Origin of the sequence: Pandoraea nosoerga (genome assembly GCF_902459585.1) — a bacterium.
GTDB classification, from domain to species: Bacteria; Pseudomonadota; Gammaproteobacteria; order Burkholderiales; family Burkholderiaceae; genus Pandoraea; species Pandoraea nosoerga.
The window spans coordinates 55,655-75,822 of record NZ_CABPSC010000003.1 but is presented as its reverse complement, the minus strand read 5'-3'; the positions used below and the strand labels follow the sequence as shown (position 1 = coordinate 75,822).

Below are 20,168 nucleotides of genomic sequence, written 5' to 3'. Positions count from 1 at the left end.
GGGCGCGCGCCGGCGTCGTGCGGTAGTGTCGCGACGTTGGCGAGTGAAGCCGCGAGAGTGTGAACGGACGGTCATGCCGCAAAAACAAAAAAGCCTCGCCGATTGGCGAGGCTTCTTGCGTTTTGGCTCCTCGACCTGGGCTCGAACCAGGGACCTACGGATTAACAGTCCGGCGCTCTACCGACTGAGCTATCGAGGATCAAACCTGCGTGCCGTGCGCTGCCGTTGCAACACATCGACTAAAACAAAGGCCCCGCGTGGGCGAGGCCGTCGCTTCGGTATTCTTGGCTCCCCGACCTGGGCTCGAACCAGGGACCTACGGATTAACAGTCCGGCGCTCTACCGACTGAGCTATCGGGGATCAAAAGAGAAAGCGATTATAGAGGCGGCTTTCGCTCACTGTCAACACTCGGCGCGCATTTTTTCTGCACCCCGAGCGCGATTACCGCTCGCGGCTCATCGCTCGAGCAGATGCAGCTTGTCCGTCACGTCCTTCCACTGGTCGGCATCGGGCAGGGCCGGCTTCGTCTTGGTGATGCTCGGCCAATTCGGCGAGAGCTCGGCATTGAGCGCGATGAATTCCTGCTGGTCGCCCGGCACGTCCTCTTCGGCATAAATGGCATTCACCGGGCACTCGGCCACGCACACGGCGCAATCGATGCACTCGTCCGGGTCGATCGCGAGGAAGTTCGGACCCTCGCGGAAGCAGTCCACGGGGCAAACGTCCACACAGTCGGTGAATTTACATTTGATGCAGCTTTCGGTGACAACGTGGGTCATGCCAACAACTCCAGAGTAGGGCGAAACGGCTTCGAGCGGCCGTTAAAACGCGTATTGTAACGCAGCCGGCCGCCGCCGGTGAGGGAGCCGGCGCGTCCCGAACCTGCCGCGGCGCGCCGCTTCGCGTGCGGCGCGCGGGCCTCGCGCCCTCATGTCCCGCGCCGCTTTGCGGTACCATCGGACATCGCTGTAAGCGCCCCGCGCGGGGCTCGCCGTCATGATCATTACGTCGCTGCTCGATACCGATCTCTACAAGTTCACGATGATGCAGGTGGTGCTGCATCATTTTCCCGCCGCTCAGGTCGAGTACCGCTTCAAGTGCCGCACCGAAGGGGTCGATCTCACGCCTTACGTCGACGAGATTCGCGACGAAATCCGCCTGCTGTGCGGATTGCGCTTCACGGAATCGGAGCTGCGCTATCTCGGCGCGATGCGCTTCATCAAGAGCGACTTCATCGACTTTCTCGACCTGTTCCATCTGAACGAGAAGTACATCACCGTGCAGCCGTCGCCCAAGGGCAACGGCGAGATCGACATCACGATCCAGGGGCCGTGGCTGCACACGATCCTGTTCGAGATCCCGGTGCTGGCCATCGTCAACGAGGTCTACTTCCGCAATACGCAGCGAACGCCGGCTTACGAGGAAGGGCGTCAGCGCCTGAAGGACAAGATCTGCATGCTCGCCGAGCCGGCCGACTATCGCGACTGCAAGATCGCCGACTACGGCACGCGGCGCCGCTTCTCGAAGGAGTGGCACGAAGAGGTGATTCTCACGCTGCGCGACGAACTCGGCGAACAGTTCGCCGGCACGAGCAACGTGTACTACGCGGCGAAGCTCGGCCTCACGCCGCTGGGCACGATGGCGCACGAGTATCTGCAAGCCTGTCAGGCGCTCGGCCCGCGGCTGCGCGACTCGCAGATCTTCGGCTTCGAGACGTGGGCGAAGGAGTATCGCGGCGACCTGGGCATCGCGCTGTCGGACGTGTACGGCATGTCCGCGTTCCTTCGCGACTTCGACATGTATTTCTGCAAGCTCTTCGATGGCGCGCGCCACGACTCCGGCGACCCGTTCGCCTGGGGAGAACGGCTGCTCGAGCACTATGCGCAGAACCGCGTCGACGCGCACACCAAGACCATGATCTTCTCGGACGGCCTGGACATTCCGAAGGTACTCCAGTTGTTCGAGCGCTTTCGCGATCGCTGCCGACTGGCTTTCGGCGTGGGGACCAATCTCACCAACGACCTGGGCTACCAGCCGCTGCAGATCGTCATCAAGATGGTGCGGTGCAATGGTCAGCCGGTGGCCAAGCTTTCGGATTCGCCCGGCAAGAACATGTGCGACGACGACGCCTATCTCGCCTATCTGCGCCAGGTCTTCGAGATCGCCCCGCAGCCGGCGGCGGACCACTGACGCGTTGTCCGAGCGCGCCACCGGAGCATTCCGATAGTGTGCGACGGCCGCGCCCCGCGCGAGGGGCTGCCGCTATAATTGCCCATCACCCGCCGGAGCCGCTCCGGCGGCTTCGTGAGACGAACCCGACACAGCGAGACGCCGCCGCCTCAGACCGGCGCGTCGGCTTCACAGGACGCAGCCCATGGACACCTCCGACGCCCGCAACCGCATCTTCGCCCGCATCCGTCACGCGCAGCATCGCCCCGAGGCCGCGCGCGCGAACGAGGTGGCGGCGGCCGAGGACTATCTGGCGCGGCATCCGCAGGGCCCGCGCCCGGCAATGCCGGCGGACCTGATCGCTACGTTCATCGGCAAGGCGCAAGCGCTGTCGAGCACGATCGCGCGCGTGCCGGCGATGAGCGACGTGCCGGCCGCGGCGGTAACGTACCTGCAGGCCAACGGGCTCGACATGCGGGCCGTCGCCTGGCCGACGCTGCGGGAACTCGACTGGGCCGGCGCGGGCTGCCAAGTCGAATTCCGCAAGCCGCATGGCGAGGATCTCGTCGGTATTACGGGCTGCTTCTGCGCGATTGCCGAGACCGGCGCGCTGATGATGATGTCGGGGCCGCAGACTTTTGCCTCGGCCACGCTGCTGCCCGAAACCCACATCGCCGTCGTGCCGGCATCGCGCATCGTCGCAGGCCATGAGGATGGATTCGCGCTCATGCGAAGCGAACGCGGCCAGCTCTCGCGCGCGACCAACTTCATCGCCGGACCGTCGCGCACCGCCGATATCGAGCAGACGCTGGTGCTGGGCGCGCACGGGCCGTATCGCGTCCACGTGATCATCGTCGACGGCGCCTGAGCGCGTCGGGGTGGGGCAACGGTTCCGGCGTTGTGCCATGGGGGCGTCTTTCGCATGATGCCGATGTGACTTGGGAAATATCCCAAGGTCGGCGCGTTGGGGGCACTCTCGCGAGGGCGGTGACTCGTAAGGAGTCGACCATCCATCAACAGGAACAAGACACGATGCACAAGGGGATTTTCGGGGCGCTGGCCGCGGCAGGGCTGCTATCGGTCAGCCCGGCAGCGTTCGCTGCCGGACCGGACGGCGCTCAGCTCGTCGCCTGGTGGGGCGTGCCGTTCGCCGGGTTGCTGCTTTCGATTGCGCTCGGGCCGCTGCTCGCGCCGGCATTCTGGCACCATCATTTCGGCAAGATCGCGGCGTTCTGGGCGGCGGCGTTTCTGCTGCCGTTCGCGCTCGTATTCGGCGCGGGCGCGGCGTGGCACGGGGCGGTGCATGCCGTCGTGGCCGAATACATTCCGTTCGTCGTCCTGCTTACCGCGCTGTTCACCACGGCCGGGGGCATTTGCGTGCACGGCAACCTGCGCGGGGGGGCGTGGCTCAACACGGGGCTGCTCGCGCTGGGCACGGTGCTCGCGAGCATCATGGGGACGACCGGCGCCGCGATGCTACTGATTCGTCCGCTGATCCGCGCGAACGACAACCGCAGGCACAACGTGCATGTCGTCGTGTTCTTCATCTTCCTCGTGGCGAATGCGGGCGGCTCGCTCACGCCGCTGGGCGACCCGCCGCTGTTCCTCGGCTTCCTGCAGGGCGTCGACTTCTTCTGGACGACACTTCACATCTGGCCGGAGACGCTGTTCATCTGCGCCGTGCTGCTGGTGCTGTTCTTCCTCATCGACAGCTACTACTTCCGTCAGAAGACCGAATGCCAGGCCGACGAACTGGACCCGACGCCCGATTCGGCGTCCGGTTCGGCGTCCGATAGGGCGTCCGAGACGGCGCCCGTGCGGCTGGAAGGCAAGCGCAATTTCGTGCTGCTCGCCGCGGCAGTGGGCCTGGTACTGATGAGCGGCGTCTGGAAGCCCGACGCGGCGTTCGACGTCTTCGGAACGCCGGTGGCGCTGCAGAACATCGTGCGCGATGCCGGACTCGTCGTGATCACGCTGATTTCGCTGGCGATCACGCCGCGCACCGCACGCGAGGGCAACGGCTTCAACTGGGAGCCGATGAAGGAAGTCGCCAAGCTGTTCGCCGGCATTTTCCTGACGATCATTCCCGTGGTCGCGATCCTGCGTGCCGGCGAAGCGGGCGCGCTCGGCTGGGTGATTCGCCTCGTCACGGGGCCGGACGGTGCGCCCGACAACGTCATGTACTTCTGGGCCACCGGCCTGCTCTCGTCGTTCCTCGACAACGCGCCGACGTACCTGGTGTTCTTCAATACGGCCGGCGGCGACGCGGCGACGCTGATGACGACCGGTGCGGCCACGCTGGCGGCGATTTCGGCGGGTGCGGTGTTCATGGGCGCCAACACGTACATCGGCAACGCGCCGAACTTCATGGTCAAAGCCATTGCGGAGCAGCGCGGCATTCGCATGCCGAGCTTCTTTGGTTATATGCTGTGGTCGGGCGCGATTCTGCTGCCGCTGTTCGTCCTGACGACCCTGATATTCTTCTGAGCCGCGACTTTGCCACGCGGCCGACCTCTGCGAGACAACTGGTGAAACCGAAGATCCTGGTAGCCCGAGCGATTTTTCCCGACGTGATCGAGCGTCTGGCGCAGTATTTCGACGTCGAGCGCAACGACGCCGATACGGTGTATTCGAGCGATGAGCTGCGCGCCCGTCTGGCCGACAAGGTCGGCGCCATCACCACGGCAAGCGAGCGCATCGACGCATCGGTGCTGGCCGGCGCGCCGCATCTGCGCGTGGTTGCGAACATGGCGGTGGGCTACAACAACTTCGACATCGCGGCGATGACCGCGGCCGGCGTCATGGCGACGAACACGCCCGACGTACTCAACGAGACGACGGCCGACTTCGGCTGGGCGCTGCTGATGGCCACCGCGCGTCGCGTCACCGAGTCGGAGCGCTGGCTGCGCGAGGGGCATTGGGACAAGTGGGCCTACGACATGTTTCTCGGCGCCGACGTGCATGGCAGCACGCTCGGGATCATCGGCATGGGGCGCATCGGGCAGGCCATCGCGCGCCGTGCGCAGGGCTTCAACATGCGGGTGGTGTATCACAACCGCTCGCGTCTTGACGCCGGCACTGAAGCGGCGTGCAACGCGAGCTACGTCGACAAGGAAACGCTGCTGCGCACCGCTGATCACGTGATCCTCGTGCTGCCATATTCGGCCGCGACGCATCACACGATCGGTGCCGCGCAGCTGGCCATGATGAAACCGACGGCCACGCTCGTGAACCTCGCACGCGGCGGCATCGTGGACGACGCCGCGCTGGCCCAGGCGCTCGCCGACAAGCGGATTGCCGCGGCAGGTCTCGACGTGTTCGAGGGCGAGCCCAAGGTTCACCCCGGTCTGCTCGAAGTGAAGAACGTGGTGCTCACGCCGCATATCGCGAGCGCTTCCGCGGCCACGCGTCGCGGCATGGCAAGCCTCGCGGCGGACAACCTCATTGCGGCGCTGGGCTTCGGCGCCGCCGCCGGCAAGCCGCCGTGCCTGCTCAATCCCGAGGTGCGCAAGTCATGACTATGCGCGCCTGCACGGGCGGAAAGCGTGGAAGGCAAGTCAGGGAATCGAAGGGAGTCGCAACGCGATGATGGAGATGGTGCTGGTGGCGCTGGCGGCGCTGAATCTGTTGGTCATGATCGCGATTGCGGTGAGGGTGTGGCAGCGCGGTGAAGACGCTGTTCTCGTCGGCGCGCTCGCCAGCCTGCGCGACGACCTGCTGCGTTCGGTCGAGCGCACGGAGCGTGGCCTGCGTCAGGAGTTCGCGGATACCGCCCGGGCGGGGCGCGGCGAGCAGAGCGCGCAGATGGCGCAGTTTCAGCAGACGCTGGCCGCGCAGATGACGAGCGTGGCCACGGTGCAGAACAACCAGATCGATAGCTTCGCGCAGCAACTTGCCAAGCTCACCGAGACCAACGCCGCACAACTCGACGCCGTGCGTCAGAGTCTGGTGCTCAATGGTCAGCAGATGCGTGAAGAGCAGGCGTCGACGCTGCGCCGTTTCGGTGAAGCGCAGCACCAGCAGCTCACGCAACTGGCGGAGGGCAATGAGCGTCGCCTGGCCGAAGTGCGCGCCACACTGGAGCACAAACTCAAGGACATCGAGGTCAATAACGCGGCGAAGCTCGAGGAGATGCGCCGCACCGTCGACGAGAAGCTGCACGCCACGCTCGAGCAGCGGCTCGGCGAGTCGTTCAAGCTCGTGTCCGACCGGCTCGAGCAGGTGCATCGCGGCCTTGGCGAGATGCAGACGCTGGCGGCCGGCGTCGGCGACCTCAAGCGTGTGCTGACGAATGTGAAGACGCGCGGCATCTGGGGCGAAGTGCAGTTACAGGCGCTGCTCGAACAACTGCTGACGCCGGAGCAGTTCGCGAAGAACGTGGCGACCCGGCCGGGCAGCGCCGAGCGCGTGGAGTTTGCCATCGCGCTGCCGGGGCAGAGCGGCGACAGCGCCACGCCGGTCTGGCTGCCGATCGACGCGAAGTTCCCTCGCGAAGATTACGAGCGCTTGATCGATGCGCAGGAGCGCGCCGATCCGGTGGCGGTGGAAGAGGCGTCGAAGGCGCTGGAGACGCGCATTCGTCTCGAGGCCAAGACCATCGCGGAAAAGTACCTGGCACCACCGCACACCACCGACTTCGCCTTGTTGTTCCTGCCGACGGAAGGTCTCTATGCGGAGGTGTTGCGCCGACCGGGACTCTCCGACCTGCTTCAGCGAGAGTACCGCGTGACGGTGGCCGGACCGACTACGCTGACGGCATTGCTCAACAGTCTGCAGATGGGGTTTCGCACGCTGGCCATCGAACGCCGCTCGAGCGAAGTGTGGCAGGTGCTCGGCGCGGTAAAGACCGAATTCACCAAGTTCGGCGACGTGCTGGCCAAGACCAAGTCACAACTCGAGACGGTGGCGCGCTCGATCGACAAGGCGGAAGTGCGCACGCGCGCGATGGCGCGCCAGCTCAAGGCGGTGGAGGCGTTGCCCGGCGAGCAGGCGATCGAACTGCTCGGCGTCGATCTGGACCCCGACGACGGAGCCTGAGCGGCTGGCACGCCGCCTCGGATCAGCGCGGGGCGCTGCCACTCCCGGCGAATCGCTGGAGCGCATCGCCGGCCATGCGCACGACGCGCCAGTCCGGCAGCACCGTCGCGCCTTGCGACATATAGAAATCGATCGCTGGCTGGTTCCAGTCGAGCACCGTCCATTCGAACCGTCCACAACCGCGCTCCACCGCGATGCCGGCGAGCTTGCGCATGAGCGCCTGCCCCACGCCCTTGCCGCGCATCGACGGCTGCACGTAGACGTCTTCCAGATACAGCCCACGGCGTGCGAGGAAGGTCGAGAAGTTGTGGAAGTACACGGCGTAGCCGACGGCCTGGCCATCCCATTCGGCCAGCAGGCATTCGGCAGCGGGTTTGTCGCCGAACAGCGCCTCGTGCACGCTCGATGGCGTGGCCTCGAAGATATCCAGCAATTTTTCGAAGACGGCCAGCTCTCGCATCAGGCCGTGGATCGCACCGACGTCGTCGGGCGTGGCAACTCGCAGGGTCAGGGACATGGCGGCAAATGGGCTCTCGATCTCGGGCGAATCAGTATTCGTCGTCGGGGACGTCGCTCAGCGCGACTTCGATGCCGCCGAATCGCTCGGCCACCCAGTTATAGGCGTGACAGGCGATCCAGAGAAGTACGAAGCCCACGATGGCGTTGAGCACCAGCGCGGAAATGAACGCGAGGCCAGGCAACTCCCCGTAGCGGATGAACGCGGCCAGAAAGGCGAGCAGCACCAGCGGAATACTGAAGGTGAGGTAGACCAGTACCAGCGCTTTGGCCGTCTGGCCGGGACTGATGTACGTGATCTGTTTTTTCGTTGTCATTGACGTGTGCTTTCGATGTGTGGGGTGCCGAAGTCGTCGAAGCCCCGACGCCGGCGATTTATTGCTGTTTCGTTGCTTCGCTTGATCGGGAACTCAGACAAGACCGTCGAACACGATGACGTCCACGAGCTCGCCGGCCGCCACGTCAGCGCGGGCGGTGTCGAGCGTGACGAAGCAATTCGCTTCGCTCATCGTGCGCAGGATGCCGGCGCTTTGTGCGTCGGCGACGGTGACCTGCCAGCGGCCTTGCCCGTCTGCGGCGAGAATTGCGCGCAGGAACTCGGTACGGCCCGGGCGCTTGGCAATGGCGGTGGTCGTCGGGACCGGCAGACGCGGCACCGCTTGCGGCTCGGCGCCCATGAGCGCGAAGAGCCCGTCGCGCACCAGATGATAGAACGACGCCATCACGGCCGCCGGATTGCCGGGCAGCCCGAAGAGCAGCGCACGGTGGCCGTCGCACTCGAGCTCGCCGAACGCGAACGGGCGCCCCGGGCGCATGGCCATCTTCCAGAACACCACGTTGCCCAGACGCGTCATCATCTCGCGCGTGAAGTCGGCCTCGCCGACCGACACGCCGCCCGAGGTGATGACCGCATCGGCGTCGCGGCACGCCATGCGCAGCGTGTCTTCAATCGCCTGCGGATCGTCGGCCACGACACCGAGATCGAGCACTTCCACGCCGAGCCGTTGCAGCATGCCGTACAGCGTGTAACGGTTGCTGTCGTAGAGATTGCCCGGGGCGAGCGGCTCGCCCACCGAGCGCAGTTCGTCGCCCGTCGAGAAGAACGCCACGCGAATGCGGCGGCGCACCGGCACTTCGGCGATGCCGAGCGAGGCCAACAGTCCGAGTGCGGCCGGGCGCAACCGCTTGCCCGCGTGCAGCGCCGGATGCCCGGCCGCGAGGTCCTCGCCGATGTGGCGCACGTGGCGCCCCGGCGTGACGGCGCTCGCGGGGAACGTCACGAATTCCGGGCCGTCTGCGCGCCGCACCTGCTCCTGCGGGATCACCGTGTCGCACCCGGCCGGCATCAGCGCGCCCGTCATGATGCGAACGCATTCGCCCGCGGCCGCCACGCCATCGAACGGGCGGCCAGCCAGTGAGCGGCCTGCCACGCGCAGCCGCACGTCGCCGCCGGCGGCCAATGCGCTGCCGGCGAAGGCGTAGCCGTCCATGGCGGCGTTTTCGAAGGCGGGAACGTTCAGTGGGGAAATGACGTCGCGGCCCAGCACGCGACCCAGCGCGTCGCGCACGGCCACGCGCTCGATCGCGGACACCGCACGCGCGGTGCGCGCGATGATCGCGCGCGCCAGTTCGACCGTCATGTGGTTAGGGTCGTAGTCCGGCAAGCCGGCCAGGGCGTCGTCTAGTGTTGTCATCGGTGTGGCGTCGTCATCCGGCAGTACCGGGCGTGAATCCCGTAAAAGCGATGGCGACGGATCAGGCCGCGTCGACGCCTGGGACGTCAGTGGGCGCGCGGCGTGTCGGAATGGAGGTCGTCCAGCGTGTTGACATTGTAAAACGGACGCTCGTCACCGAAGTGAACTTGTAGGGCGTTGTGGCGTGCCAGCCACGCCCGGACGCGACGCTCTCCGCCCGTCAGCGTCGCGGCAAGGTCGTCCGCCAGCGACCGGTGCAGCAAGGCGAAGACCGGATGCGGGCCCTGTGCCGTGGCGGCATAGGCGGCCGCTGCGCAGGGCAGGGGCGCCGCGCTGCCGTCGCGCGCCGCCGCACCGAGGGCGGCGGCGAGGCGCTCGCCGAGGTCCTCGGGCAGATAGGGCGAATCGCACGGCACGGTCAGTACGTAATCGGTTCTCGCCGCGCGCAACCCTGCCAGCATGCCTGCCAGCGGCCCGGCGAAGTCCTGTGTCTCGTCCGCGACGACCGGGGCGCCGAAGGCACCATAGGCATCGCCGTTCCGATTTGCGCTGATGAGCAGTGCGCCGACCTGCGGGCGCAGGCGCGCCACGACATGCGCGACCAACGGCTGGCCGGCAAACGTTTGCAAGCCCTTGTCGCGTCCGCCCATGCGCTGCCCGCGTCCGCCGGCAAGGATCAGACCGGTGATGGCTTCGCGGGGGATGAGGGGGGCGGGCATGGGCGCGTGGGCGATGTCGGGTTCTGCGACGGGTGGCACCCGTCTCAGGAACGATTCAGGGCGATGACGCGCCCGGCGGCGTCGAACCAGACGGCGCCGTCGCCGAGCATCACCCCTTGGTCGCGCGCGAACATCAGCCGCGGGACTGCCGCACCGATGGTGCGCACGTAGCCGTCGGTGAAGATTTCGTTGTAACGCGCGAGGAGCGACTTCGGGTTGCGAAGCACGATCGTCTTCCCGCGTAACGAGACGTGCAACGGGTAACGGATCGATTGTGCGACCACGTCGCGCCGGTCGTCGAGCACGCCCTTGCGGAATTGCGTGGCGGCGCGATTGACTGTCTCGTCGTCGTTCACGCCGGCCACGCCGTAGAGGTGGTCGATCTTGCCGCTCTGAACGCTCGCGAGCGATAGCTCGAACGGCACCGTGCGACCGGTGCGCAGGTCCTTCCATTGGCCGGAAATGACCTCGCAACTCGTGGACTCGCCGCGTTGACGATTGACGTCGCCCGCCGATGCGAATTCACCGTCGAACGTGGCGCGCGGCATGCCGCCCGCGTCGAATTCCGTCAGATGCAGGCGCGACTTGTTTTCGAGCTTGCCGGTGAGGTACGTATCGCTCAGCGACGAGGCGTTGGCGTAGCGGCCTTCGAGCTTGCCCCCGGCGCTCGGGCGCAGCACGAGGCGCAACGGATTGCGCTCGCCAAGCTGGCCGCTGTATGTCATGAGATGGTTCGCAATGTCGCGGTTCGACGTGTCGCAATCGGCCCGGGCGTGCGAGGGCGCGGCCACGCTCGTGAGCAACAGGACGAGCGCGCCAAGGCCGGCGGCGGCGAGGCGTCGGGGAGCAGCGATGGAGTCTCGGGCGCGACCGGCGCCCGGGGCAGCAAAAATCATGTGTCGTGAAGAAATTCGAAAGGGCGAAAGCAGGTCGATGTCGGGGCGCAATGGGCGAACGTTCGGGGCGACCATCCGAGTGTCCGTCCGGGGTGTCCGTCCGGGGTGCTCACCCACCGATATAGGACATCTCCACTTTCGGTGGGGCATTCTCGGGCAGACCGGTGGCCGCGGTGCGCAAGGCCGAGTATCGATCGGTACGGCCTCGCCAGATGTCGCCGATGACCGTCGAGATCTGCGCGTCGCTCGCGCCGTTGCGCAACAGCGTGCGCAAGTCGTAGCCGGAGCTGGCAAACAGGCACAGATACAACTTGCCTTCCGTAGACAGGCGCGCCCGCGAACAAGTGCCGCAAAACGCGCGTGTGACCGACGAAATGACGCCGACTTCGCCACCGCCGTCGCGATATCGCCAGCGTTGCGCCGTCTCGCCCGGGTAGTTCGGTTCGAGCGGCTCGACGGGCAGGGCGTCGTTCAGGCGGGCAATGACGTCGGCCGAGGGCAGCACCTCGTCCATGCACCAGCCATTCGATGTGCCGACGTCCATGTATTCGATGAAACGAAGCACCACGCCGCTGCCGTGGAAATGTCGCGCCATCGGCACGATATCGCTGTCGTTCGTGCCGCGTTTGACGACCATGTTGACTTTGACCGGTCCCAGGCCGACACGCTGCGCCTCGGCAATGCCTTCAAGCACCTTGGCCACCGGAAAGTCGACGTCGTTCATCCGGCGGAAGATCGCGTCGTCGAGACTGTCCAGGCTGACGGTCACGCGCGTCAGGCCGGCGTCCCTGAGCGACTGCGCGCGACGCGCCAGCAGCGAGCCATTGGTCGTGAGCGTGATGTCGAGCGGCTTGCCCGACGGCGTGCGCAGCCGTGCGAGCATTTCGATCAGGCGCTCGATGTGCTTGCGAAGGAGCGGCTCGCCGCCGGTCAGACGCAGCTTTTCCACGCCGTGTTCGACGAACAGCCGCGCAGTGCGCTCGATCTCTTCGAAGGACAGCAGCGACGACTGCGGCAGGAAGGCGTAGTCCTTGTCGAAGACGTCCTTCGGCATGCAATAGACGCAGCGGAAGTTGCAACGATCGGTCACCGAGATGCGCAGGTCGTGCAACGGCCGCGCGAGCGCATCTTCGAGATGCCCGGTCGCGGCGCGCACTTGTGCGGGAATCTGCGGGGTTTGCGTCGCATAGCGGACGTCGTTTCGCAGATCGGTGAGTCGGATGATCGTTTCAGTCATGTCGGGGAGCGTGGCTTGCGACTCCATTCTAACGAATTGGCCCGCCGGCCGCCGACGTGGGAATTCGGGGCCGGCCGCGTGGCGGTACGAGCGCTGTCTGCGCGGTCATCGGTCACGGGGAGAAGCCATGTGTTCGTTGCGAAGCGTCAAGCCTGTACTGCACAGCGGTTGCGTCAAGATAAGGGCAGGCGGCTGCGCGCACAAGTCGGGACAACGCGGGTTGCCGGGCGCACAGACGGTTTTTCCGTCTCGAAAACAATGGAAAGGCGCGATGGAAAGGCGCGACGAAACGAAGAGACGATGGAAAAGCGGGGGCGAAAGGGGCAACGAAAGGGGCAACGAAGGGACAACGAAGGGACAACGAAGGGACAACGAAGGGACAACGAAGGGACAACGAAGGGGCAGTGGAATGCCCCTGCGAACGAAAGGCGGACGCAGGCCGGAGAGCGCTGCGCACGCACCGACGTGAGACCGAAAGCCGGCGGCAAGGCAGCAAAAAAGGAGGCCGAAGCCTCCTTTTCCGTTCCTGCGTCGCATCCCGCGGACACCGGCCGTGAAGCCGGCGCCGCAGGGCTGCGGCGGCGTCAGACCACGCGGGCAAACCGCATGGCCAGGCCGCTTGCTCAGACCGCGTGATTCGACGGTGCGCGCGTTTCCACCTGCTCCATCGGGCCGTTGTTGAGCGGCGCGACCGGCCGGCGCTCGCGCGGCACGCGCGGCGCCGGCACGACCTTCGCTGCCGCTTCCCTGGCGGCGCGAAGTTTGTCGGCGTCGGTGTGGACCCACACCAGACCGACGCTCGCGAGCGTCGATTCCAGCGCGCTGCGCTCCAGCGTGGGCTCGACGGCCACGGCCGCTGGCTTTTGCGTAACGACTTCCGTCGCAGCCGCTGCCGCTTCAGGCACTGTGGTGACTGCCTGCGTCGTCGGCGTCGTCGACGTTATCGGCGCTATCGGCGTTTGTGCGATCTGCGCCGTTGCCGCGTCGACCGGCTGAGCTGCCGGGGACGGAGCGTCCGTAGTCTCCGGAGCACCCGTAGCGGCCGGCTGTGCCGTCTCCACCGGAGCCGAAGGCGCTTGCATCGGTGCGTTGTCGACAGCGCTCGACGATGCGGCCGTGGCAGCGATCTCCGTCAACGCTTCGGCGGGAACCGTCGGCTGGGCCGGGACCGGCGCGGCGGCCGGCAGCGGTGCGTTCACCGGCGGCACGACAGGGGCGGCGCTGGTGTCTGCGCCCGCCAGCGGGGCCGGCGTGACCGGCGTGACCGGCGTGACCGCGGCCGCCGATGCCGCCGCAGCGATGGGCTCGGCAACGACCGGCGCCGGCACTTCCGGCGTGGCGGCAGGCGCGGTTTCCACGACCTTGGCGACCGGCGCCGCCTGAGCCGTGGCCTGCGCGGCCTGGGCTGGTGCCGCCGTCGGCTCGACCTTTTGGGCCGGCGACGCGGAGGACGTCGAAGACGATGCAGCCGACGCCGCCGCCACGGCGGCGAGCGGCGCGGCGGCGCGGGCCAGGGCGTCGGCGGCGGCGTTCTCGGCGGCTTCGTCGCTCAGCACCGGGCGTGCGCCTTCGGCGTTACCTTCCGCGGCGATGCCTTCACCTTGCTCGCCGTCCGCATGCAGTTGCTGTTCGTTGGCTTCGCGTTCGCGACGACCGCCGCGACGGCCGCGACGGCGGCTGCGGCGGCGCTCTTCGCCCCCTTGCTCGCTGCCTTGTTCGCCGGTCTCGCCTTCGGGGCCCACCGCCGGTGCGCCTTCGATTTGCGCGGTCAGACGATCCTGTTGCTCGGCATCATCCTGGGCGGCTGCCGGCGGGGCTACAGGTGCGCTCGGCTGCGCCGCGCGCTGCGGGGCTGCCTGTTGCCCCTCGGCGCCTTCCGCCTGACGGCGTTCGCGACGCTCGTTGCGATCGCGGCGGCTGCCGCGCTCACGACCTTCGCGCGGCTCGCGGCCTTCCTCCGTGCGCACGTCTTGTGCGGCCTGGCGTTGGGCGTCGTCGCGCTCGCGCTTGTCGCGGCCTTCCTGACGGGGCTCGTTGCGTTCATTGCGCTCCGCGCGCTCCGGACGAGCGCCACGGCCTTCGCGACCGTCGCGTCCTTCACGGGCGGTCTGGCCGGCGTTGTCCTTGCCGGACTTGTTTTCGTCACGCGCATTGCCGCGGCGGTTGCGGTTCTGTTGATGCGGACGCTCGTGGCGCTCACGCGGCGCGCGCGCTGCCGGCTTGGCCGGCGCTTCGGTCTTGACCGGCGCCGGTGCGGCCGGCTCGAGGCCGAGCAGACGCTTCACGAAACCGAGGAAGCCCCCGCTGCGAGCCGGTGCGGCCACCGGCGCAGCCGGCACGATCGCTTCGGCGCGCGGCTGGGCGGCCGGCGCCGGCTGCTCGGGCGTGATGCCCTTCACAGCAGCTTCCTGGCGCGGGCGGACGTCTTCCTTCTTCTTGCTGTAGCCGGCCGGATCGTCTTCCGAAGCACGCGCGGCTTCCTCGGCGAGCGCGTAGCTGGCCTTCGGCGCGTCGAGGCGCGGGTCGTCGAAGCGCAGGCGTTCGAGCTTGTAATGCGGCGTCTCGAGGTGCTTGTTCGGGATCAGCAGCACGCCAACCTTGAAGCGGGCTTCGATCTTGTTGATTTCCTGGCGCTTTTCGTTGAGCAGGAACGCGGCGACTTCGACCGGCACCTGGCAGTGGATGGCTGCCGTGTGCTCCTTCATCGCTTCTTCCTGGATGATGCGCAGGACTTGCAGCGCCGACGATTCGGCGTCGCGGATGTGGCCGGTGCCATTGCAGCGCGGGCAGGTCACGTGCGTGCCTTCCGAGAGCGACGGACGCAGGCGCTGGCGCGAGAGCTCCATCAGGCCGAAGCGCGAGATCTTGCCCATCTGGACGCGCGCCCGGTCGTGCTTGAGCGCGTCCTTCACACGTTGTTCGACTTCGCGCTGGCTCTTGGCCGACTCCATGTCGATGAAGTCGATCACGATCAGGCCGCCCAGGTCGCGCAGGCGCAACTGGCGTGCCACCTCGTCGGCCGCTTCCAGATTGGTGCGCAGGGCAGTTTCCTCGATGTCGGCGCCCTTGGTGGCGCGCGCCGAGTTCACGTCGATCGACACGAGCGCTTCCGTGTGGTCGATCACGATCGCGCCGCCGGAGGGCAGCGGCACCTGGCGCGAATACGCCGTCTCGATCTGGTGTTCGATCTGGAAACGCGAGAACAGCGGCACGTCGTCGCGATATTGCTTCACGCGGTTGAGGTGATCGGGCATGACCACCTGCATGAAGTTGCGTGCCTGCTCGGCGATTTCCTCCGTATCGATGAGGATTTCACCGATATCCGGCTGGAAATAGTCGCGGATGGCGCGGATGACGAGGCTCGACTCGAGATAGATCAGCGCCGAGTCGCGCGGCAGTTCGATGTTGTGGGCGGCGCCTTCGATGGCGCGCCACAGTTGCAGCAGATAGTTCAGGTCCCACTGCAGTTCTTCGGCCGAGCGGCCGATACCCGCGGTGCGGGCGATGATGCTCATGCCTTCCGGCAGTTCGAGCTGCGCCATGGTCTCGCGCAGTTCCTGACGATCTTCGCCCTCGATGCGGCGCGACACGCCACCGCCGCGCGGGTTGTTCGGCATCAGGACCAGATAGCGGCCGGCCAGCGAAATGAAGGTGGTGAGTGCTGCACCCTTGTTGCCGCGCTCTTCCTTTTCGACCTGAACGATGAGTTCCTGGCCTTCGGAGAGGGCGTCCTGGATGCGCGCATTGCGCACATCGGCGCCGTCGCGGAAGTACGCGCGGGCGACTTCCTTGAATGGCAGAAAGCCGTGGCGGCCTTCGCCGTAGTTGACGAAGCAGGCTTCGAGAGAGGGTTCGATACGGGTGATGACACCCTTGTAGATATTGCCTTTACGCTGCTCGCGTCCGGCCGTCTCGATATCGATGTCGATGAGTTTTTGCCCATCGACGATGGCCACGCGCAGCTCTTCCTGCTGCGTGGCGTTGAACAACATGCGTTTCATGAAAACGACTCCCACCCGCCGCAGCTGCCAATGCGCAGTGCGTCGGGCACGTATCACTCGAGTTATCCAACACGCGAGGTTCGAGCCGGGAGTGGAAGAATTGCCGGGGGGTCCGGGCGATGAGGCCAACGGACGCAAAGGCGCCTGCGAATATGTCTTCGCGCTCACCCCGATTCGCCGACGTGCCGGAAAACTCCGGCGCGGCGCGGATCACTTCGGGCTTGCAGTCCGTACCAGGAGAAACTGGACGAGAAACTTCATCAACATTTTCTCGGGGCGCCTGCCGACACTTATTCTTCTTGTGGCGGCGCCTCAATCTCGACTATTACGCGAACGATATTCACAAAGCGATCAGCTCGAACAATGGAGTTCGGGCTGATCGCCAAAAAATTCTATAACCACCGACTCTATCCGCGTCCCGCGCGTTGCGACCGAAGCGGCCTGTGGGCCAACTTCCTGCCGACGCTGCGTGACGTGCGTGCGCTCGCTGCTCCAGGGTCACCGGACGAGCAGCCTGCCCGGGGTGCAAGTAAAATACCGTTTTGGGGTATGCACCGACAGAGGTGGGGATTTGGCATGATTCCCGCTACCGCCATCTCTGTTGGGCAAATTATATTCATAATGAATGAGTTAGGCAAAAGTCGGCAGAAAATGGTTGTGCCGGCGTCGGCGCCGCAGGTTCGGCTCGTCGAGGTCGACGACGGCTCGGCCGGGCAACGTATCGATAATTTTCTCCTGCGCGAGTGCAAGGGAGTACCAAAAAGCCACGTCTATCGCATTCTGCGTAGCGGCGAAGTCCGCGTGAACAAAGGGCGAGTAGACGCCGCCTATCGACTTGCCCTAGGCGATATCGTCCGCATTCCGCCGGTCCGTGTCGCGGCGTCCGCCGCCGACGACGCCCCGGCCCATGTGCCGGCTGCCACATTCCCCGTGTTGTTCGAGGACGACTACCTGCTGGCGGTCGACAAGCCGGCCGGCGTGGCCGTGCATGGAGGCAGCGGGGTGTCGTTTGGCGTGATCGAGCAACTGCGCCGGGCCATGCCGCAACAGAAGTTCCTGGAACTCGTGCATCGGCTCGACCGGGAAACGTCGGGCATTCTGCTGCTTGCCAAGAAGCGCGCCGCCCTGGTCGGCATGCACGAGCAGATTCGCCACAACCGAATGGACAAGCGCTACCTCGCGTGCGTGAGTGGGGCGTGGCGCGAGCGCCAGCGCTCGGTCAAGGCGCCCCTATATAAATATGTCACCGCGCAAGGGGAGCGGCGTGTGCGTGTGCAGGAAGACGGCCAGGCGTCACATACGGTATTTCGCATGGTGGAAACGTTGCCGCCCTATACCTTGCTGGAAGCGGAACTGAAAACGGGGCGGACCCATCAGATTCGCGTTCATCTGGCGCATTGCGGCACGCCTATCGTGGGCGATGACAAGTATGGCGACTTCACGCTGAACAAGTCGCTCGCCCGCCCTGGGGCGAAGCCCGGCATCAAGCGCATGTTCCTGCATGCGTGGCGACTGCGGTTCACGCACCCCGTGCTGGACACGCCAATTGCGCTGGAAGCGGCGTTGCCGCCAGAATGTGAGCAATTCCTGAATCAACTTAGAGGCGCCTGAGGCGATGCCAAGCACTGAATTCGATCTGGTCGTGTTCGACTGGGATGGGACGTTGATGGATTCGACGCCCACCATTACCCGTTGCATCCAGGCGGCCTGCCGCGATCTCGGCCTGCCCGTGCCGACCGACGAGCTGGCCAGCCACGTGATCGGGCTCGGATTGCGCGACGCCCTCCAGATGGCAGTGCCCTCGCTCGACCCGGCGCACTATCCGCGCCTGTCCGAGCGCTATCGTTTTCACTATCTGATAGGCGACAAGGAGACGGTGCTGTTCGCCGGCATTCGGGAGTTGCTCGAAGAGTTACGCTCGCGCGGCCGTTTTCTGGCCGTCGCGACGGGCAAGTCGCGCGTCGGCCTGAACCGGGCCCTCGAATCGGCGGGCCTCATGCGAATGTTCGACGCGACGCGTTGCGCGGACGAGACGTTCTCCAAGCCGCACCCGGCCATGCTGCAGGAACTGACGCGCGAGCTCGGCCAGGACCTGCGCCGCACGGTCATGATCGGCGACACGACGCACGATCTGCAGATGGCGCGCAGCGCCGGGGCTGCCGGCGTGGCCGTGGCCTACGGCGGCGCGCATCCCCGCGAGCAGCTCGTGGCGCTCGAGCCGGCGTACTGTGCGAACAGCGTGGGAGAGTTGCGCGAATGGTTGCTGGAGCGCGTGTGAGCGACGCCGCCACGCCGCAGCCCATCTGCCCGGGCGCCGCGCTCGAGGACGGCGGCCGCGGCGTGCGCTTCGAGGTGCTCGTGGGCGGGCACCCGACGCCCGCGTTCGTGATTCGTTACGAAGGGCGCGTTTACGGCTACCTCAATCAATGTGCGCACGTGCCCATGGAGCTGGACTGGTCGGAGGGGCAGTTCTTCGAGACGTCGGGCTTATACTTGATGTGCGCCACGCATGGTGCGACCTACGAGCCGGATACCGGTCATTGCGTCGGCGGCCCGTGCCGCGGCGGGGCGCTGCGGCCGGTGCGGGTCGAAGAGCGGCCCGCCGAAGCCGATGACGGGCAGCCCGCGGGGACCATGGTCGTCTGGTGGCCCGACGCCCATATCGAGGCGCCGGACCCGGCGACACCCGCGCGCTGACGGCTCGCTCACCATACTGCGTGTATCGCTCGCTCATCGTCGAAGTATTCATCGAAGTATTTCTGGATAACGTATGGCCGACTCCCTGCCGCCCGACTCGTCTCGCACCGAACCCGGTTTCCCGCCGCCCGGTGGTCGTCCGCCCGCGGGCAATGGTGGTGTCGCCGGTCGCGATCCCCACGCGGTGAAGCCCTGGGAGCGCGAGATGCTCGAGAAGGTATTGATGGCCGGCATCCGCGAGCAGCGGGCCGCGCGCCGCTGGAAGATTTTCTTCCGACTGCTGACGCTGGCGATCTTCGCCCTCATCGTCTGGTCGATTTTCGACTTCGACGGCGCGTCGACCTCGACCGGTTCCGCGTCGGGCAAACACACGGCGCTCGTCACGCTGACGGGCGAGATCTCTCCGGATGGACAGGCCAGCGCGTCGAAAATCAACTCGGCGCTGGAATCGGCTTTCGAGGATTCGTCGGCCGCCGGCGTGATCCTGCGCATCAACAGTCCCGGCGGGAGTCCGGTGCAGGCCGGCATGATCTACGACGACATCGCGCGGTTGCGAGCGAAATACCCGAAGAAGCCGCTGTATGTCGTGGTCGAGGAGATCTGCGCCTCCGGCGGTTACTACGTGGCGGCGGCGGCCGACAAGATCTACGTCGACAAGGCGAGCATCGTCGGCTCCATCGGCGTTCTGATGGACGGCTTCGGCTTCACCGGGCTGATGGACAAACTCGGCGTCGAGCGTCGCCTGCTGACGGCGGGGCGCAACAAGGGTTTCCTCGATCCGTTCTCGCCGCAGACCGAACAGCAAAAGACCTACGCGCTCGACATGCTCGAGCAGGTGCATCAACAGTTCATCGGCGCCGTGAAGAAGGGGCGCGGCAATCGCCTCAAGGACGATCCGGACCTCTTCAGCGGCCTGTTCTGGACGGGCCAGCGCGCCGTCGATCTCGGCTTGGCCGACGGGCTCGGCACTGTCGATTCGGTCGCGCGCGATGTGCTCAAGGCCCCCGATCTGGTCGACTACACCGTCAAGGAAAACCTCCCCGAGCGCGTTGCGCGCCGGTTCGGCGCGGCCGTCGGGGAAGCCGCCATGAAGACGATGATGATGGGATCGGCCCTGACGCTCAAGTAACCGGCGTCGCATCGCGACGACCGGCAGGCGTTACGACAGCGCCCCACGGAAATTCCGATTTTCGTGGGGCAC

General features: G+C 66.2%; 18 protein-coding genes and 2 tRNA genes. 10 read left to right on the top strand and 10 right to left on the bottom strand.

What is annotated here, in order from left to right:
* Positions 1 to 123: 123 nt before the first annotated feature.
* From PNO31109_RS05275 to fdxA, 3 genes are all read right to left on the bottom strand, one after another.
* Positions 124 to 199: transfer RNA gene (locus PNO31109_RS05275), tRNA-Asn, on the bottom strand.
* Between the two features lie 86 nt (positions 200 to 285).
* A tRNA-Asn gene (locus tag PNO31109_RS05270) sits at positions 286 to 361 on the bottom strand.
* 95 nt (positions 362 to 456) lie between these two features.
* Complete coding sequence (fdxA, locus tag PNO31109_RS05265; RefSeq protein WP_150554600.1) at positions 457 to 780, bottom strand: ferredoxin FdxA; 324 nt, start codon at positions 778 to 780, stop codon at positions 457 to 459.
* Between the two features lie 217 nt (positions 781 to 997).
* On the opposite strand from fdxA, the gene pncB reads away from it, so the two are divergent.
* The 5 genes from pncB (at position 998) to PNO31109_RS05240 (ending at position 7,207) form a co-directional block, all read left to right on the top strand.
* Positions 998 to 2,191, top strand: a complete 1,194-nt coding sequence (gene pncB / locus PNO31109_RS05260; protein ID WP_150554599.1) for a nicotinate phosphoribosyltransferase — start codon at positions 998 to 1,000, stop codon at positions 2,189 to 2,191.
* Positions 2,192 to 2,375: 184 nt separating this feature from the next.
* Entirely contained in the window at positions 2,376 to 3,038 is a 663-nt protein-coding gene (locus tag PNO31109_RS05255) for a LutC/YkgG family protein (RefSeq protein WP_150554598.1), read from the top strand.
* A gap of 164 nt (positions 3,039 to 3,202) precedes the next feature.
* On the top strand, positions 3,203 to 4,657 hold the full coding sequence (locus PNO31109_RS05250; RefSeq protein WP_150554597.1) for a sodium:proton antiporter: 1,455 nt from the start codon (positions 3,203 to 3,205) through the stop codon (positions 4,655 to 4,657).
* A gap of 41 nt (positions 4,658 to 4,698) precedes the next feature.
* Positions 4,699 to 5,688, top strand: a complete 990-nt coding sequence (locus tag PNO31109_RS05245) for a 2-hydroxyacid dehydrogenase (RefSeq protein ID WP_150554596.1) — start codon at positions 4,699 to 4,701, stop codon at positions 5,686 to 5,688.
* Between the two features lie 70 nt (positions 5,689 to 5,758).
* Positions 5,759 to 7,207, top strand: coding sequence for a DNA recombination protein RmuC (locus PNO31109_RS05240; protein ID WP_150554827.1), 1,449 nt, complete (start codon positions 5,759 to 5,761; stop codon positions 7,205 to 7,207).
* Between the two features lie 22 nt (positions 7,208 to 7,229).
* On the opposite strand, the gene PNO31109_RS05235 is transcribed toward PNO31109_RS05240, so the two are convergent.
* From PNO31109_RS05235 to PNO31109_RS05205, 7 genes are all read right to left on the bottom strand, one after another.
* Entirely contained in the window at positions 7,230 to 7,724 is a 495-nt protein-coding gene (locus PNO31109_RS05235) for a GNAT family N-acetyltransferase (RefSeq protein ID WP_150554595.1), read from the bottom strand.
* Between the two features lie 31 nt (positions 7,725 to 7,755).
* Positions 7,756 to 8,040, bottom strand: coding sequence for a hypothetical protein (locus tag PNO31109_RS05230; protein ID WP_150554594.1), 285 nt, complete (start codon positions 8,038 to 8,040; stop codon positions 7,756 to 7,758).
* Positions 8,041 to 8,133: 93 nt separating this feature from the next.
* Positions 8,134 to 9,417 carry a molybdopterin molybdotransferase MoeA gene (moeA, locus tag PNO31109_RS05225; RefSeq protein WP_150554593.1) on the bottom strand — a complete coding sequence of 428 codons (1,284 nt, stop codon included), beginning with the start codon at positions 9,415 to 9,417 and terminating at the stop codon, positions 8,134 to 8,136.
* A gap of 86 nt (positions 9,418 to 9,503) precedes the next feature.
* Positions 9,504 to 10,136: a molybdenum cofactor guanylyltransferase MobA gene (gene mobA / locus PNO31109_RS05220; protein WP_150554592.1), complete on the bottom strand. Its 633-nt coding sequence runs from the start codon at positions 10,134 to 10,136 to the stop codon at positions 9,504 to 9,506.
* 44 nt (positions 10,137 to 10,180) lie between these two features.
* Complete coding sequence (locus tag PNO31109_RS05215; RefSeq protein WP_150554591.1) at positions 10,181 to 11,032, bottom strand: hypothetical protein; 852 nt, start codon at positions 11,030 to 11,032, stop codon at positions 10,181 to 10,183.
* Positions 11,033 to 11,141: 109 nt separating this feature from the next.
* On the bottom strand, positions 11,142 to 12,269 hold the full coding sequence (moaA, locus tag PNO31109_RS05210) for a GTP 3',8-cyclase MoaA (protein WP_150554590.1): 1,128 nt from the start codon (positions 12,267 to 12,269) through the stop codon (positions 11,142 to 11,144).
* Positions 12,270 to 12,892: 623 nt separating this feature from the next.
* Entirely contained in the window at positions 12,893 to 16,270 is a 3,378-nt protein-coding gene (locus PNO31109_RS05205) for an Rne/Rng family ribonuclease (protein WP_150554589.1), read from the bottom strand.
* 91 nt (positions 16,271 to 16,361) lie between these two features.
* On the opposite strand from PNO31109_RS05205, the gene PNO31109_RS05200 reads away from it, so the two are divergent.
* The 5 genes from PNO31109_RS05200 (at position 16,362) to PNO31109_RS05180 (ending at position 20,096) form a co-directional block, all read left to right on the top strand.
* Positions 16,362 to 16,649, top strand: coding sequence for a hypothetical protein (locus tag PNO31109_RS05200; RefSeq protein ID WP_150554588.1), 288 nt, complete (start codon positions 16,362 to 16,364; stop codon positions 16,647 to 16,649).
* A 242-nt stretch (positions 16,650 to 16,891) separates the two neighbouring features.
* Positions 16,892 to 17,881: an RluA family pseudouridine synthase gene (locus tag PNO31109_RS05195; protein ID WP_150554826.1), complete on the top strand. Its 990-nt coding sequence runs from the start codon at positions 16,892 to 16,894 to the stop codon at positions 17,879 to 17,881.
* A gap of 4 nt (positions 17,882 to 17,885) precedes the next feature.
* The gene (locus PNO31109_RS05190; RefSeq protein WP_150554587.1) at positions 17,886 to 18,548 is read left to right on the top strand and encodes an HAD-IA family hydrolase; all 663 of its coding nucleotides are present in this window, start codon (positions 17,886 to 17,888) and stop codon (positions 18,546 to 18,548) included.
* Positions 18,545 to 18,967: a Rieske (2Fe-2S) protein gene (locus PNO31109_RS05185; RefSeq protein WP_370749817.1), complete on the top strand. Its 423-nt coding sequence runs from the start codon at positions 18,545 to 18,547 to the stop codon at positions 18,965 to 18,967. Before PNO31109_RS05190 ends, PNO31109_RS05185 begins: the two co-directional genes overlap by 4 nt.
* A gap of 73 nt (positions 18,968 to 19,040) precedes the next feature.
* On the top strand, positions 19,041 to 20,096 hold the full coding sequence (locus PNO31109_RS05180) for a S49 family peptidase (RefSeq protein ID WP_150554585.1): 1,056 nt from the start codon (positions 19,041 to 19,043) through the stop codon (positions 20,094 to 20,096).
* The last annotated feature ends 72 nt before the right edge of the window (positions 20,097 to 20,168 follow it).

Excerpts from the sequence above, each read along its gene's own strand:
- PNO31109_RS05255 (WP_150554598.1), top strand. The coding sequence starts at position 2,376 with ATGGACACCTCCGACGCCCGCAACCGCATCTTCGCCCGCATCCGTCAC.
- PNO31109_RS05180 (WP_150554585.1), top strand. The coding sequence starts at position 19,041 with ATGGCCGACTCCCTGCCGCCCGACTCGTCTCGCACCGAACCCGGTTTC.
- PNO31109_RS05195 (WP_150554826.1), top strand. The coding sequence starts at position 16,892 with ATGAATGAGTTAGGCAAAAGTCGGCAGAAAATGGTTGTGCCGGCGTCG.
- pncB (WP_150554599.1), top strand. The coding sequence starts at position 998 with ATGATCATTACGTCGCTGCTCGATACCGATCTCTACAAGTTCACGATG.
- PNO31109_RS05240 (WP_150554827.1), top strand. The coding sequence starts at position 5,759 with ATGGAGATGGTGCTGGTGGCGCTGGCGGCGCTGAATCTGTTGGTCATG.
- PNO31109_RS05250 (WP_150554597.1), top strand. The coding sequence starts at position 3,203 with ATGCACAAGGGGATTTTCGGGGCGCTGGCCGCGGCAGGGCTGCTATCG.
- moeA (WP_150554593.1), bottom strand. The coding sequence starts at position 9,417 with ATGACAACACTAGACGACGCCCTGGCCGGCTTGCCGGACTACGACCCT.
- moaA (WP_150554590.1), bottom strand. The coding sequence starts at position 12,269 with ATGACTGAAACGATCATCCGACTCACCGATCTGCGAAACGACGTCCGC.
- PNO31109_RS05205 (WP_150554589.1), bottom strand. The coding sequence starts at position 16,270 with ATGAAACGCATGTTGTTCAACGCCACGCAGCAGGAAGAGCTGCGCGTG.
- fdxA (WP_150554600.1), bottom strand. The coding sequence starts at position 780 with ATGACCCACGTTGTCACCGAAAGCTGCATCAAATGTAAATTCACCGAC.
- PNO31109_RS05235 (WP_150554595.1), bottom strand. The coding sequence starts at position 7,724 with ATGTCCCTGACCCTGCGAGTTGCCACGCCCGACGACGTCGGTGCGATC.
- PNO31109_RS05190 (WP_150554587.1), top strand. The coding sequence starts at position 17,886 with ATGCCAAGCACTGAATTCGATCTGGTCGTGTTCGACTGGGATGGGACG.
- mobA (WP_150554592.1), bottom strand. The coding sequence starts at position 10,136 with ATGCCCGCCCCCCTCATCCCCCGCGAAGCCATCACCGGTCTGATCCTT.
- PNO31109_RS05230 (WP_150554594.1), bottom strand. The coding sequence starts at position 8,040 with ATGACAACGAAAAAACAGATCACGTACATCAGTCCCGGCCAGACGGCC.
- PNO31109_RS05215 (WP_150554591.1), bottom strand. The coding sequence starts at position 11,032 with ATGATTTTTGCTGCCCCGGGCGCCGGTCGCGCCCGAGACTCCATCGCT.